Origin of the sequence: Blastococcus sp. TF02A-30 (assembly GCF_003319185.1) — a bacterium.
Classification (GTDB): Bacteria; Actinomycetota; Actinomycetes; order Mycobacteriales; family Geodermatophilaceae; genus Blastococcus.
In genome coordinates, this window is sequence record NZ_QOHJ01000002.1 from 422579 (window position 1) to 435225 (window position 12647).

17 protein-coding genes are annotated in these 12647 nt (G+C 69.7%); 9 read left to right on the forward strand and 8 right to left on the reverse strand.

The annotated features are described in order from the left end of the window. Positions 1–96: 96 nt before the first annotated feature. The 3 genes from DQ241_RS06355 to DQ241_RS06365 all read left to right on the forward strand — a co-directional run bounded on the left by DQ241_RS06355 (position 97) and on the right by DQ241_RS06365 (position 1749). On the forward strand, positions 97–933 hold the full coding sequence (locus DQ241_RS06355) for a F510_1955 family glycosylhydrolase (protein ID WP_233492256.1): 837 nt from the start codon (positions 97–99) through the stop codon (positions 931–933). Positions 934–1109: 176 nt separating this feature from the next. Beyond that, the gene (locus DQ241_RS06360; RefSeq protein ID WP_113829304.1) at positions 1110–1415 is read left to right on the forward strand and encodes a metal-sensitive transcriptional regulator; all 306 of its coding nucleotides are present in this window, start codon (positions 1110–1112) and stop codon (positions 1413–1415) included. A gap of 67 nt (positions 1416–1482) precedes the next feature. Beyond that, positions 1483–1749, forward strand: a complete 267-nt coding sequence (locus tag DQ241_RS06365) for a heavy-metal-associated domain-containing protein (protein ID WP_113829305.1) — start codon at positions 1483–1485, stop codon at positions 1747–1749. A gap of 92 nt (positions 1750–1841) precedes the next feature. Here the strand turns inward: DQ241_RS06365 and DQ241_RS20830 are convergent, their stop codons facing one another. Continuing rightward, on the reverse strand, positions 1842–2192 hold the full coding sequence (locus DQ241_RS20830; protein WP_199584129.1) for a hypothetical protein: 351 nt from the start codon (positions 2190–2192) through the stop codon (positions 1842–1844). A gap of 6 nt (positions 2193–2198) precedes the next feature. Here DQ241_RS20830 and DQ241_RS06370 point away from each other — a divergent pair, with 6 nt between their 5' ends. After that, a complete protein-coding gene (locus DQ241_RS06370) occupies positions 2199–4214 on the forward strand; it encodes a heavy metal translocating P-type ATPase (protein ID WP_199584133.1) in 2016 nt (671 codons plus the stop codon). A gap of 6 nt (positions 4215–4220) precedes the next feature. Here DQ241_RS06370 and DQ241_RS06375 read toward each other — a convergent pair whose 3' ends face one another. Beyond that, positions 4221–4814, reverse strand: a complete 594-nt coding sequence (locus tag DQ241_RS06375; RefSeq protein WP_113829307.1) for a DUF305 domain-containing protein — start codon at positions 4812–4814, stop codon at positions 4221–4223. Positions 4815–5198: 384 nt separating this feature from the next. On the opposite strand from DQ241_RS06375, the gene DQ241_RS06380 reads away from it, so the two are divergent. Next, positions 5199–5717, forward strand: a complete 519-nt coding sequence (locus DQ241_RS06380) for an ATP-binding protein (RefSeq protein WP_233492257.1) — start codon at positions 5199–5201, stop codon at positions 5715–5717. 162 nt (positions 5718–5879) lie between these two features. Here DQ241_RS06380 and DQ241_RS06385 read toward each other — a convergent pair whose 3' ends face one another. Next, on the reverse strand, positions 5880–6287 hold the full coding sequence (locus DQ241_RS06385; protein WP_113829309.1) for a four-helix bundle copper-binding protein: 408 nt from the start codon (positions 6285–6287) through the stop codon (positions 5880–5882). A 118-nt stretch (positions 6288–6405) separates the two neighbouring features. Between DQ241_RS06385 and DQ241_RS06390 the strand changes: the two genes are divergently transcribed. Beyond that, on the forward strand, positions 6406–6783 hold the full coding sequence (locus tag DQ241_RS06390) for a helix-turn-helix transcriptional regulator (protein WP_113829310.1): 378 nt from the start codon (positions 6406–6408) through the stop codon (positions 6781–6783). Positions 6784–7032: 249 nt separating this feature from the next. Here DQ241_RS06390 and DQ241_RS06395 read toward each other — a convergent pair whose 3' ends face one another. Then, positions 7033–7572 (reverse strand): copper chaperone PCu(A)C, encoded by a 540-nt coding sequence (locus DQ241_RS06395; protein ID WP_113829311.1) that lies wholly within the window; start codon positions 7570–7572, stop codon positions 7033–7035. Positions 7573–7574: 2 nt separating this feature from the next. On the opposite strand from DQ241_RS06395, the gene DQ241_RS20375 reads away from it, so the two are divergent. Together DQ241_RS20375 and DQ241_RS06400 are read left to right on the forward strand one after the other, a co-directional pair. After that, positions 7575–7829 (forward strand): hypothetical protein, encoded by a 255-nt coding sequence (locus DQ241_RS20375; RefSeq protein WP_147252343.1) that lies wholly within the window; start codon positions 7575–7577, stop codon positions 7827–7829. A gap of 52 nt (positions 7830–7881) precedes the next feature. Continuing rightward, complete coding sequence (locus DQ241_RS06400; protein ID WP_113829312.1) at positions 7882–8055, forward strand: CsbD family protein; 174 nt, start codon at positions 7882–7884, stop codon at positions 8053–8055. A 251-nt stretch (positions 8056–8306) separates the two neighbouring features. Here the strand turns inward: DQ241_RS06400 and DQ241_RS06405 are convergent, their stop codons facing one another. From DQ241_RS06405 to DQ241_RS06420, 4 genes are all read right to left on the reverse strand, one after another. Then, the gene (locus tag DQ241_RS06405; protein ID WP_199584134.1) at positions 8307–8591 is read right to left on the reverse strand and encodes a hypothetical protein; all 285 of its coding nucleotides are present in this window, start codon (positions 8589–8591) and stop codon (positions 8307–8309) included. Next, a complete protein-coding gene (locus DQ241_RS06410; protein WP_113829313.1) occupies positions 8588–8986 on the reverse strand; it encodes a DUF1622 domain-containing protein in 399 nt (132 codons plus the stop codon). Before DQ241_RS06410 ends, DQ241_RS06405 begins: the two co-directional genes overlap by 4 nt. Before the next feature lie 188 nt (positions 8987–9174). Next, positions 9175–10230: a DMT family transporter gene (locus tag DQ241_RS06415; RefSeq protein ID WP_113829314.1), complete on the reverse strand. Its 1056-nt coding sequence runs from the start codon at positions 10228–10230 to the stop codon at positions 9175–9177. Then, positions 10227–12098 carry a heavy metal translocating P-type ATPase gene (locus DQ241_RS06420; RefSeq protein WP_304554478.1) on the reverse strand — a complete coding sequence of 624 codons (1872 nt, stop codon included), beginning with the start codon at positions 12096–12098 and terminating at the stop codon, positions 10227–10229. Before DQ241_RS06420 ends, DQ241_RS06415 begins: the two co-directional genes overlap by 4 nt. A gap of 155 nt (positions 12099–12253) precedes the next feature. Between DQ241_RS06420 and DQ241_RS06425 the strand changes: the two genes are divergently transcribed. Beyond that, positions 12254–12640 (forward strand): metalloregulator ArsR/SmtB family transcription factor, encoded by a 387-nt coding sequence (locus DQ241_RS06425; protein WP_233492259.1) that lies wholly within the window; start codon positions 12254–12256, stop codon positions 12638–12640. The last annotated feature ends 7 nt before the right edge of the window (positions 12641–12647 follow it).

Here is a 12647-nt window from a genome sequence, read left to right on the forward strand (position 1 = left end):
CCCATGCGCGCTGGCCTGCGCCGCCCGGCTACCTCTGTTCATGCCCCTCGTCTTCTCCCGATGGCTCGCGTTCGTGGGATCGCGAGAGCGCTTTTTGTGGCGGCGGCCTCCGCGCTGCTCGTCGCTGGTTGCACCTCCTCGTCCGCGCAGTCGGACGCCGAGGCGGCTGGAGCGACGGCCGGCATGCTGCCGTCCAGCCACATCCACGGTGTCGCGATCGACCCAGCTGACGGGCGACTGCTCCTGGCCACACACGACGGGCTCTTCGAAGTGGGCGATGGCGGAGAGTCGACCCATATAGGGCCGGTCATCGACCTGATGGGCTTCGCCGTCCGCGGGCCGGGGCACTTCCTCGCCTCCGGACATCCCGGGCCGGACGTCGATCTGCCGGAGCCGGTCGGGCTGATCGAGTCGACGGACGGCGGCCGGACGTGGGAACCGCGATCCCGGCAGGGCGAGTCCGACTTCCATGCGCTGACGGTCAGCGATGCGGGGGTCCTCGGTTACGACGGCTCGCTCGTGCGGAGCGCCGACGGCGACGAGTGGGAGCAGCTACTGATTCCGGCGGCTCCGGCGACACTCGCCGCAGCACCGGACGGGCGGACGATTCTCGCCACCACTGAGCAGGGTCTTCTCAGCTCCGTCGACGGCGGTAGCTCGTGGGTCGGGAACGACGGTGCGCCGCTCCTCCAGGTGGTCGACTGGGCCGACGACGGCATGAACGTCGCGGGCGTGGACCCGTCCGGTTCGGTGTGGACGAGCTCGGACGCAGCCGTGACCTGGCAGCCGGGGCCCCGGCTGGGATCACCCCCGCAGGCAGTGGCGGCGACCTCCTCGGCGGGGGGCTCGCTGCGGATCGCCGTCGTCACGACCGCGGCGCTGATGGAGTCGCACGACGGCGGACTCACGTTCGATGTCGTCCTGGGGGAGTGAGCCATGAAGGGGCGCCGTGCGCCTTGCGCGTGGCCGGGCAGGCCCCCCGGGTCCGTGCCGCCTGGATCCTGGTCGAGGAGGTGCTGAGAGCGCCTTGCGCTTTAACCCCAGGGGGGTATAACGTCAGATTGCAGATACCGGTAGGGGGTATCTGTGAGCCGGCGTCGGAGGATGACATGGACCAGGCAGATGCCGGCAGTTCGCACGGCTACATCCAGCGCCAGGACGACTACCTCAACCGACTTCGCCGGATCGAAGGACAGGTTCGAGGCCTCCAGCGCATGGTCGAGGAGGAGCAGTACTGCATCGACATCCTCACGCAGGTGTCGGCGACCACGAAGGCTCTCCAATCAGTCGCGCTCGGACTGCTCGAGGAGCACATGAGTCATTGCGTTGTGCGGTCGGCCGCAGCCGGCGGCGCCGAGGCCGACAAGAAGATCCGCGAGGCCACCGAGGCCATCGCCCGCCTGGTCCGCTCCTGAGACGGACCCACCCGAACCAGCACCCACGGCAATGCACGCCCACAAGGAATCGAGAGGACAACCCGAGATGAGCACCGCCACGTACAAGGTCGTCGGCATGACCTGCGGCCACTGCGTCAACTCCGTGACCGAAGAGGTCAGCCAGGTTCCCGGCGTCACCGACGTCAACGTCGATCTCGCCACCGGCGGACTCACCGTCAGCACGGTGGCCGATGTGGACGACGGTGCCGTGCGCGCCGCCGTCGAAGAGGCCGGCTATCAGGTGGCCGAGCCGGCCAACCTGCTCGCCGGGACTGGTGGCCAGACCTCCGGGTGCGGCTGCGGCTGCAGCTGACAGTCTGCGCCCGAAAGCCGGTCACGGGGCACCGCCATGGTTGAAGGCGGAACGCTGACCGGCCGACGCCCCCTAGAACCTCGGCAGCACCCCTAGCCGGATCGCCAGCACGGGGAGCTCATCGGATCGAAGACTCTCAACGCAAAGGTTGCACGGTCATGTCTGAACGCACGAGCCGTTCTGGTCACCAGCACTCGGGGCACGGGGATGAAGCCACGCCGGGAGGCGATCACGGATCCACCCACGGGCAGGGCATGCCGGACACGGCCGACGCGGCCGTTGTCGGTTCGGAAGTCGAGGACCCACTGAGCGCAGCGGCCGGGCACACCGGCGACGCTCACGGCGATCTGCCCGCCGCGCACGAAGGCGGCCGCGGGGACCACGGCGACACCGGCGGTGGCGGGCACGTCGGGCACGGTGGACACGGCGGCGGCCACGACCACGTGGCGATGTTCCGGCGGTTGTTCTGGATCATGCTGGCGCTGGCGGTGCCGACGGTGCTGCTCAGCGACATGTTCGCCTCGATCGTCGGCTACTCCCTGCCCGACGTCCCCGGCCTGACGTGGGTCGCCCCGGTGCTGGGCACGGTGATGTACGTCTGGGGCGGGCGCCCGTTCCTGACCGGCGCCGTCGGGGAGATCCGGGCCCGCAAGCCGGGGATGATGCTGCTGATCGGCATGGCCATCACGGTGGCCTTCGTCGCGTCTTTGGGTGCCAGCCTGGGTGTGCTCTCCCACGAGCTGGACTTCTGGTGGGAACTCGCCCTGCTGATCGTGATCATGCTGCTCGGGCACTGGCTCGAGATGCGCTCGCTGGCGCAGACCTCCTCCGCGCTGGACTCGCTGGCCGCGCTCCTACCCGACGAGGCGGAGAAGGTCGAGGGCGACCGCGTCGTGAGCGTGGCCCCTGCCGACCTGGTCACCGGCGACGTGGTCGTCGTGCGGCCCGGGGGGCGCGTGCCCGCCGACGGCGAAGTCATCGAGGGCACCGCCGACGTGGACGAGTCGATGATCACTGGTGAGTCGAAGCCGGTCCGTCGGGCCCCGGGCGACTCGGTGGTGGCCGGCACGGTTGCCACCGACACCGCCATCCGGGTGCGGGTCACCGCGGTGGGGGAGGACACCGCGCTGGCGGGGATCCAGCGGCTGGTCGCCGAGGCACAGTCCTCCTCCACCCGCGCGCAACTACTGGCGGACAAGGCCGCCGGGTGGCTGTTCTGGTACGCCGTGGTGGCGGCGGTGATCACCGCGGTCGTCTGGTCGGCCTTCGGGGCTCCGGAGAGCGCGCTCGTCCGGGTCATCACCGTGCTGGTCATCGCCTGCCCGCACGCGTTGGGCCTTGCCATCCCGCTGGTGGTCTCCATCTCTACCGAGCGCGCCGCCAGGGGTGGTGTGCTGGTCAAGGACCGCGCGGCGCTGGAGCGGATGCGCACCATCGACACTGTGCTGTTCGACAAGACCGGGACGCTGACCAAGGGTGAGCCGGCGCTGAACCACATCGCCACCACCGGCGCGCCCGACGGCGAGGTCCTCGCACTGGCCGCAGCGGCGGAGGCCGACAGCGAGCACCCGCTCGCTCGGGCCATCGTCGCCGCCGCCCGGCACCGCGGGCTGAGCATCCAGCCGGCCACCGACTTCCGGGCATCGGCCGCCGTCGGGGTGACCGCCACCGTCGACGGTCGCACCGTGGCCGTCGGAGGCCCGCACCTGCTGACCGAACACGACCTGCCGTCGCTGCCCACCGCGCAGCCCTGGGTCGAGGCCGGGGCCACGGTGCTGCACGTCCTCGTCGACGGCGCCGTCGTCGGGGCGCTGGCGCTGGCCGACGAGATCCGCGAGGAGTCCCGGGAGGCGGTCGACGCCCTGCACCGCCTCGGCGTCGAGGTCGTGATGATCACCGGGGATGCTGAGCCGGTCGCCCGCTCCGTGGCCGCCGAGCTGGGCATCGACCAGGTGTTCGCCGGCGTACGACCGGAGAACAAGAGCGAAAAGGTCGCCGCGCTGCAGCACCAGGGGCGGGCAGTCGCCATGGTCGGCGACGGCGTCAACGACGCCCCCGCACTGGCGCAGGCCGACGTCGGCATCGCCATCGGCGCCGGCACCGACGTCGCGATCGCCTCGGCCGGGGTCATCCTTGCCTCCGACGACCCCCGTTCGGTGCTCTCGGTCATCCAGCTCTCTCGGGCCGGCTACCGCAAGATGCAGCAGAACCTCTGGTGGGCCGCCGGCTACAACCTCGCGGCGGTACCGCTGGCCGCGGGCGTGCTCTCCCCGATCGGTTTCATTCTCCCGATGGAGGTCGGCGCGATCCTCATGTCGCTGTCCACCGTCGTTGTCGCCCTTAACGCCCAGCTGCTGCGGCGCCTCGACCTCAGTCCTGCGGCCAGCGTTGCCGCAGCCGGGACGAGTGGGTCGCCGCGCCGGGAGGCGGCTGCCGAGGAGCCGGCCGCACTCGGACGTCGCTGATCTGGGTCACTCTGGCGGGCAGTTCCGCTCAGCGGACGCCTCGAATTCAGGGACAGCTCGCGCCTCGGCTTCCTCGGGCGTACTGGCGATTCCGTTGCGCTCGATGTCCTCGATCAGCCAGTCCATCTCGTCGATTTCCCGCCGCTGCGCCTCGCTGATCTCAACGGCCAGTTGGCATACGCGAATGTCGGACAGTTCGGCTCGCTCGGACCGGGTGATGGCCATCGAGTGATGAGGGATCATCGCACTCATCCACGAGCCGTCCTGGACGGTCGTCTGACTGCGGTCGAGGAACACTCCCGCCCCCAGCAGCACGAGGCTCGCCGCCACGATGGCGATGTTGCCCTTCACGTTCTTGTACATGTTGAGCATCCAGCCGAGCATGACCAGCCCCATGGTTCCGCCCATGGTGATCGCCATGAACATGCGGCTCTGACTGAAGCGGATGTGGCTCCACTCATAAGAGCTGACGAACATGACCCCGTACATCACGACCATGGCCGTCAAGATCATGGCCCCGAAGCGCAAGTACATCTTGGTGTCGTGCGACATCTTGCCGTCGTCACCGTTCTCGTTTGCCTCGTTCTTCTTCGTCGCCATGGATCCGATCTCCGTCCTTGATGTCGGTTGTCGAGGAATTCGCAGGTCAATCACTTCATCGCCACGAGAGCCGTTCGCCGCGCCCGGTGAAGGCGCATGCGCCCGGTTGCCTTGGCGACGTTCAATGCGGACGTCAGGCCCCGTGCGGGCGTGTTGGTCATGCCGGGCCGTCCGCATGCCCGTACGGTCGTACGGGTAAACGCAACGAGCCAGTTCGGCCGTCGGCGCGTGCGCGGACGTCCGCCGCCCAGTCGCTCTGGGTTCGGGACAACCGGGCGGTGGATCGGACACACTGCTCAGGTGTCGGAGGATTTCCTGTCATGGTCGATGCCGGCCAGTCGCGATGGAGGCCCAGGTGGGCTGAGCTCGACCTGGGAGAGGTCCATGAACGAAGCGATGTGGAGCCAGCGGCGGCCGTCGCCTGCCAGCCCCGTGGACTCCGTTGCTGTCTGGGACGGGCGACCCTGCACTCTCGCCGACGTCACCGAGTTGCGCCTGCACCTGCGCGAGGGGCTCGCTGATGCCGCCCGCCGCGGTGACGCCGACGACGCGGACATCGAGAGACTGCTGCTGGTCTTCGAGGAACTCACCTCCAACGGTCTGCGGCACGGACAGGCGCCGGTACGGGTCGTGGTCACCACCACCGACCGCGGATGGCTGATCGACGTGAGCGACGCCGCAACCGACCGCCCGCCCACCCTGGCCGTCGGCCGGGACGCTGCCCAGGGCGGGTTGGGCCTCTACCTCGTCGCCCGGCTCAGTGCCGCGCACGGCTGGATGGTTCAGGAAGACCGCAAGCACGTGTGGGCACGGATCGACTATGCGTCCCGCAGCGCGCCCGTTCCGGTGGCTCCGCTGCCCCGGCCCCGCGACGAGGCGACCGGCCGGAGCCAGTTCCAGTAGCGGCAGGCTGCCAGGCCGCACCGCTGGTACTGGCGTTCGTTGCCGCCCCTCATCGTTCCAGGAGGTTCACCGGCCGAAGCAGTCACGGCCGGGGGAGTAGCCGCTTCGGAGCGCCCGGACCCGTAAAGCGTGGTGTCGGGCGCCCCGACGGCCCGTGGTGGGTCAGCCCAGCGAGGTGATGAGGTCTCGGCAGGCCTGCTCGCAGCGCCGACATGCCTCGGCGCAGATGCGGCAGTGCTCGTGCATCGAGGCGTGGCTCTCGCACTCGTCACCGCACGCCTTGCATGCGGTGGCGCAGGCCTCGAGCACTGCGCGGGTGAGGTTGGCGTCATAGCCGGTGTGCCGGGAGAGCACGCGGCCGGTGGTGTCGCAGATGTCGGCGCAGTCGGTGTTGGTGCGGATGCACTTGGTCAGCTCGGCGACCATGTCTTCACTGAGACAAGCGTCGGCGCAGGCGGTGCATGCCTGCGCGCACTCGAAGCAGGCCTCGATGCAGGCGAGGAGCTTCTGCTTGTCCACCCCGCCGAGGTCCTTGGGGTAGGTGTCGAGCATCTGGGCTGCCACGGTCATGGTTGCCTCCTCGTCATCCCGACGCCGGTCGGCCTGGACGCCGTCCGGGACTGTCGCCGGTGGTCGGCGCCTACCCGTAGAGCCGTACGGGTATGAGTGAGTCGGAGGTGTTTCTCGAATGTCGGAACCTGGCCACGCCCACCCGGTAGACCCTGAGCGCGTCTCGCACGCTCGTGCTCGCCTGCCCAGCCGGGAGGAAGTCGCCCAGCTGACCAGTGTGCTGAGCCTGATGGCCGACCCCACCCGCGCCCGGGTCCTCTTCGCACTCGACATGGTCGAGGAGCTCTGCGTCGGCGACCTCGCACTGGCCCTGGAGGCCAGCGAGGACGCCGTGGGGTACGCGCTCCGGTTGTTGCGCACGGCGGGACTGGTGACCAACCGGAAGCAGGGGCGCATCGTGTACTACCGCCTGGCGGAGGGGTTCCCCGAGCCACTGCGGGAGCACTGCCTACGCCAGTTGGTCGTCCTCTCGGAAGCAGCGCCGGACGACGACTGACACAGCCAGGGGAGGATCGGCGCCGATCCATCGCCCGCAGAGCCGCTCGTCTCAAGGGGCAGTGCCGCGGACATTCACTTCGGGACAGCAGTTTCTCTTGGCCGACCCGGCGTGCTCTCTTGGCCGACTCGGCGTGGGTCGCCTCGTGACCCGTGACCGTCGTGAGGAAGTCGATCGGCGGGGGGTGTCCCTTCTGATGGTTCGGCGACCGTGGCGGGTAGCCAGCGCCGTCAACTGACTCGGTGGTGCTCAGTTGTCCTCGGTCGGGTCCTCCGGGGCCTCGAACGTCCCGTCTGCGGGTGACTCAGGGGCGACCGGCGCCTCCATGGTGACCTCGCCGGCGTCCTCGAACACGAAGGTCACCTCGATCGACTGTGAAGACCGGAGCGACGTGGCGAGGTCGAGCAGGATCACCGATGGTGGCCCCTCCGGCTCGAGGTAGGCGTTGTCGTTCTCGGCTACCTCGACGGCCCCCTCGCTGCCGTCCAGAGCAACGAGTCGTGCGTCCGCGAAGTCGGGCCCCTTCACGTCGACCAGCCGGTAGCTGGTCGTTCCGGTGTTCGTGAGGGCGGCGTAGAGGGCCACGTCGTCGCCTTCTTCATGCAGGCCGTCTTCCGGGAACTCGAGTTGCAGCGAAACAATCTTCAGGTCCGCGGTGACTGCCTCGTCGGGTGCCGGGGCACCGCCGACGTCGTCGCTCTCGTTGCCGCATCCCGTCAACGTCAGCGCGGTGACCAGCGCGGCGGCGACCGGCCAACTCCGGTGCATCGACCGGCGGTTGGCAATCATGTGTGTCTCCGTTCGTCGCGATCGCGGGTTCCCGGCAGGGCTACCCCGCCGCGCTGGAGGGACACCGACCGTCGCCGGACCGCAACATTCGGCGGGTGCGGCGGATCGTGCCGCCCACGACGCCGCAATTGCTGGCCGAAGCGTCGCCCGCGACCCGCGAAGGCGGTACTGACGCCTGCCGCAGCCATGGCGCGGTGAGCCCCCGTCTGTACAACAAGGGCGGCGCCCTCGGCGGGAATCTCTTTGCGCCCGCGTGACGATCTGAGAGATGCGGGTTGGCGGCCTCGCCCTTCTGGGTAACGCCTGTCCATGAGCGGAATGGACAAGGCGAAGAACAAGATCGAGGAGCTTGGTGGTCAGGGCAAGGAGGCTGCCGGGAAGGCCACCGACGATAAGGACCTGCAGGCTGAAGGCGAAGCCGACCAGGCGAGCGGAAACGTCAAGCAGGCTGGGGAGAAGGTCAAGGACGTTTTCAAGAGCTAGTCCGCGGCGGACAACGGTCCGCGACCTGTCAGGGGCGCCGTCCTTCGGAGTACGGCGCTCCTTGTCGCGCTCTGGCTCTCGGTAAACGATATTGCCGACGTCATGGGGAATGAGCACACCATCTCGAGGGGTCGGGCCCCTCAATTTCAGCCGAGGTATTCCGCTGGATGGTCCTGTCCAGGTGGTTGGTCGCGTGGGGTCGGTCGCCCCGCCGTCGGACCGCCGATGCCTGTCGCATGTCGGCCGCCTCGTTAACGAGATGGACCGCCACTTTCCGACAACGAGCGGCCGCCGATGTCCAGACCCGTCCCGAGGACCCGACGGAGGACCACGACGGTCGCAGCAACTGCGATCACTTCCCAGTCGGGGTCGGCAGACAGCCGAACGAGGCCGGCGGCCAGCAGCAGATCAAGCAGCACTCCAAGGGCCGTCCTCGGCTGTCCGGTCGTCAGGAGCGCGATCACCGCAGCGACGAGCGCCGAGCCGGTGATCGCCAGCGACAACGCGACGGCCACCACCGCCAGGTCGCCGCTCACGCCGTCTGCTCAGGCTTCGCGTCGGCCGGATCGAGGCCATTCCCCTCTTCTTTCTCTGCCGCCAACTGCCGGCGTTCCTCGGCGATCTCTTTACTGAGGAAGTAGTTGAGCGCGGTTCGGATCGCCGCGATGGCGGCCAGCTTGCCGATCTCCTCGAACGATGGGGCCACAGCGGTGGTCAAGATGTCGCTGGCTAGCTGGAACTCCAGCCCCAGGGCCAGAAACCGGCCGAGGGTCAGACGAACCGGCACGAAGGCTCTGGTGCCACGCCGCTGCAGGCCCGCCCAGACGAAGCGGACGAAGGCCCAGAGAGCACCGATGGCGATCACCGCAGCACCGAAGGTCTCCACTATGAGGACCAGGACGTGGACGATCTCGGAGAGTCGCTCTTCCACGGCTCAGCGTCCCCGGCCACGGCACGGCGCCCGCCGGGCCCGATCCCCGGTTGCGGGGGTCACGTGCGCCGACGGCAAGGGGGAGGAGAGCCACATGCTGCCGTTCCTTGCCCATCCACCCGTCAGTGGAACCCGTCGGCACGTCCTCATCCGACGGTGCCCCACGCCACACGTCTGAGCGGTCCGGGTCAACGCTCGGTGCGGGCGCCTGCCGCCGAGTGCCGGTGTCGGTGGTGGAGGTCGGGCACGTGGGCGTGATCGTGGCGCAGGGGTTCGTGGCGGTGGGGGTGGCTGTGACGGCCCGGCGTCCCTGCAGCGTGCTCGTGATCTGCGTGGTGGTCGTCGTGCTCGTGCTCGTGAACGTGGTCCAGCGGTTCGTGCGCATGGGCGTGGTCGTGGTCGGAGCGCATGACGAGGGTGATCCCTGCGAGGAGCAGGAACATCGCCACGACCTGCGGGGCGGTGACGGGCTCGGCCAGGAGCGTCCAGGCCAGCAGGACCCCGACGAAGGGAGCGGCGGAGAACACGACCTGGCCGCGGGCCGCCCCGAGGCTGCGCGCGCCGGTCACCCACAGGGTGATGGAGAGGCCGTAGCCGATCATCCCGATGCCTACGGCGAGGATGGTGTCCGACGCGCTGGGGCCAGCGCCGGTGGCCAGTCCGATGGTCAGGTTGGCGCTGCCCGCGATCACGCCCTTGATGAAGGTGATGAACGAGGGCGCGAGCCGGTCCACGTTGGCGGTGGCGCAGTTGTCGAGCGCCCAGCACAGGCAGGCCCCGGCGACCAGTACGGCACCGAGCCGAATGTCCGGACTGGTGTTCCAGCTGCTGAGCAGGAGGCCGGCGCCGGTCACCAGGACCGTGGCGGCCGCGACTCGGGGGCCGATGTGCTCGCGGAAGAACCAGCCGGCCAGCAGGACGGTGAAGACCAACTCGAGGTTGAGCAGCAGCGATGCGCTGGCCGCAGACGTGCGCGCCAGTCCCGCGGCGAGGAGGACCGGCCCGACCGCGCCACCGAGCACGACGGCCACGGCCAGCCGGGAACCGTTGGCGCGCAGCGCCGACGAGGGAGGGAGGCGGCGCAGGTTCTGCGGCGCCACGGCCAGTGCCGCACCGATGTAGAGGAGGCCGGCGAGGGTCGGTGCGTTCATCTCGCGGGCCAACGGGGCGGCGAGCGGTGTGGAGGCCCCGAACAGCGCGGCCGCGGCCATGCACTGCAGAAGCCCAGGCGGGAACCTGCTCATCGGTCCACAGTGGTGCGCCACTCCGAGCGGCGCAGCAGCCGCAGCCCGTTGAGGGCGACCAGGATCGTCGAGCCCTCGTGTCCGGCGACCCCGAGGGGGAGCGGCAGGTGGGCGGCCAGGTCCCAGGTCACCAGGACGGCGATCACCGTGCCCGCGATGATCAGGTTCTGCACCACCAGTTGCCGAGCACGGCGGGACAGGCGGGTGACCGCGTCCAGGGTGCTCAAGTCGTCGCGGACGATGACGGCGTCGGCGCTGGAGAGCGCCAGATCGGAGCCGATGCCGCCCATGGCGACGCCGACGTCGGCGGCGGCCAGAGCCGGAGCATCGTTGACCCCGTCACCGACCAGCAGCACGCGGTGGCCGTCGCGTTGCAGGGCGTGGACGGCGGTGACCTTGTCCTCGGGCAGTAGTCCGGCGCGGACGTCGGTGATCCCTACCTGAGCGGCCAGGCTCGCAGCGGCGCGAGGGTTGTCGCCGGTGAGCAGTACCGGTTCGTGGTCGGTCGCGCCCCGGAGCGCCGCGATCGCCTGTGCTGCCTCAGGGCGGGGACGATCGGCCAGGGCGAGGACGCCGACCGGACGGCCGTCGAGGTCGACCACGACGGCGGTGTGACCTTGAGCCTGCTCGCCCTCCACCATGGCGGTGATCGCCGGCTCGCCGGAGAGAGCAGCCGCGTCCGGCGATCCGACCATGACCGTCCAGCCGGCGACCGAGGCGGTGACGCCTCGACCCGTCCGGGCACGGAAGTCGCTGGCGGGCAGCAGGTCGATGCCGCGTTCACGAGCGGCGGCGACGATGGCCTGGCCGATCGGGTGCTCGCTGGGGGCTTCGGCGGCGGCGGTCAGGGCGAGCAGGTCGTCCTCTGCGCACGGTCCGCCGGGCAGTGGCCGGACCGCGACGACGGTCGGGGTGCCATGGGTCAGAGTGCCGGTCTTGTCCAGGGCGACCACCGTGGCGGTGCCGAGTCGTTCCATGACGACGGCGGACTTGACCAGTACGCCGTGGCGGCTCGCGTTGGCGATCGCCGACAGCAGCGGCGGCATGGTGGACAGGACGATGGCGCACGGCGAGGCGACGATCATGAACGTCATCGCGCGGAGCAGGGCGCTCTGCAGTTCGGAGCCCAGGAGTAGCGGGATCGTGAAGATCGCGATCGTCGCGACCACGACGCCGATCGAGTAGCGCTGCTCCACCTTCTCGATGAACAGCTGTGTCTGGGCCTTGGTCGCCGATGCCTCCTCGACCATGGTCGCGATCCGCGCCACGACGCTGTCCCGCGCGGGCCGGATGACCTCGACGGTGAGCGCCCCGGTGCCGTTGCTCGTCCCGGCGAACACCTCGTCGCCGACGGCCTTGTCGACCGGTAGCGGTTCCCCGGTGATCGACGCCTGATCGACCTCGGAGGTCCCCGCCGCGACTCGTCCGTCGGCGGGCACCCGCTCGCCGGGGCGGACCAGCACCCGGTCACCCACGGCCAGGTCGACTGCGGCTACCGGCCGTTCCGCACCGTCGTCGGAGACGAGGTTGGCCTGCTCCGGGGCCAGATCCGTCAAGCCGCGGACGGCGTCGGCGGTGCGTCGGGTGGCGAACGCTTCCAAGGCGCCGGAGGTGGCGAAGATGACGATGAGCAGGGCGCCGTCGAAGATCTGGCCTATCGCCGCGGCACCGAGTGCGGCGACGATCATCAGCAGGTCGACGTCCAGCGTCTTGTCGCGCAGCGCCTGCAGCCCGGCCCAGGCGGGCTCCCAGCCGCCCACGACGTAGCAGGCCAGGTACAGCGCCCAGAAGACCGGCGTCGGGGCGCCGACCAGCTGCGTCGCACCGCCGAGGAGGAACAGCACCAGCGCGGCGGTAGCCCACCGCACTTCTGGGAGCGACCAGAAGACCGAAGGACGCCGCGTCGGCGTCACCGGCTGTGCAGAGGTGTGCGAGGTCGCTGCTGAAGCCGTCACTCGTCCGAGCGTACCTGCGCAGGTGCGAAGGCAGCTAGGCAGTCGATGACACCGGTATCGTGGGGCCCGTGCATCATGGCATCGAAGGGTTCGACATGCCCGAGCCGGACGACGTCCGGCGGGCGGCCGACGCGCTGCGCATGCTGGCCGACCCAACGCGGCTGAACATCCTGTGGGCACTCATGCAAGGCGAGACGTCCGTCGCCTGCCTCGCCGACCTGGCGGGAACCACCCCGACCGCCGTGAGCCAGCACCTGTCCAAGCTCCGTCTGGCCGGTCTCGTCACCAACCGCCGGGAAGGGACGTTCGTCTTCTACACGCTGGCCGACCACCACATCGGAGAACTCGTCCGTCAGGCGCTCTCCCACGCCGACCACCAGGCGGGCCGGACTGAAGCTCATCAGCAGCCTGCGGCTCATGTTCCGGGCGTGGCCGCGGCACGATCACGTCGCTGATCCGGTG

Excerpts from the sequence above, each read along its gene's own strand:
- DQ241_RS06365 (WP_113829305.1), top strand. The coding sequence starts at position 1,483 with ATGAGCACCGCCACGTACAAGGTCGTCGGCATGACCTGCGGCCACTGC.
- DQ241_RS06370 (WP_199584133.1), top strand. The coding sequence starts at position 2,199 with ATGTTCCGGCGGTTGTTCTGGATCATGCTGGCGCTGGCGGTGCCGACG.
- DQ241_RS06415 (WP_113829314.1), bottom strand. The coding sequence starts at position 10,230 with ATGAGCAGGTTCCCGCCTGGGCTTCTGCAGTGCATGGCCGCGGCCGCG.
- DQ241_RS06385 (WP_113829309.1), bottom strand. The coding sequence starts at position 6,287 with ATGACCGTGGCAGCCCAGATGCTCGACACCTACCCCAAGGACCTCGGC.
- DQ241_RS06375 (WP_113829307.1), bottom strand. The coding sequence starts at position 4,814 with ATGGCGACGAAGAAGAACGAGGCAAACGAGAACGGTGACGACGGCAAG.
- DQ241_RS06400 (WP_113829312.1), top strand. The coding sequence starts at position 7,882 with ATGAGCGGAATGGACAAGGCGAAGAACAAGATCGAGGAGCTTGGTGGT.
- DQ241_RS06360 (WP_113829304.1), top strand. The coding sequence starts at position 1,110 with ATGGACCAGGCAGATGCCGGCAGTTCGCACGGCTACATCCAGCGCCAG.
- DQ241_RS06390 (WP_113829310.1), top strand. The coding sequence starts at position 6,406 with ATGTCGGAACCTGGCCACGCCCACCCGGTAGACCCTGAGCGCGTCTCG.
- DQ241_RS06395 (WP_113829311.1), bottom strand. The coding sequence starts at position 7,572 with ATGATTGCCAACCGCCGGTCGATGCACCGGAGTTGGCCGGTCGCCGCC.
- DQ241_RS06380 (WP_233492257.1), top strand. The coding sequence starts at position 5,199 with ATGAACGAAGCGATGTGGAGCCAGCGGCGGCCGTCGCCTGCCAGCCCC.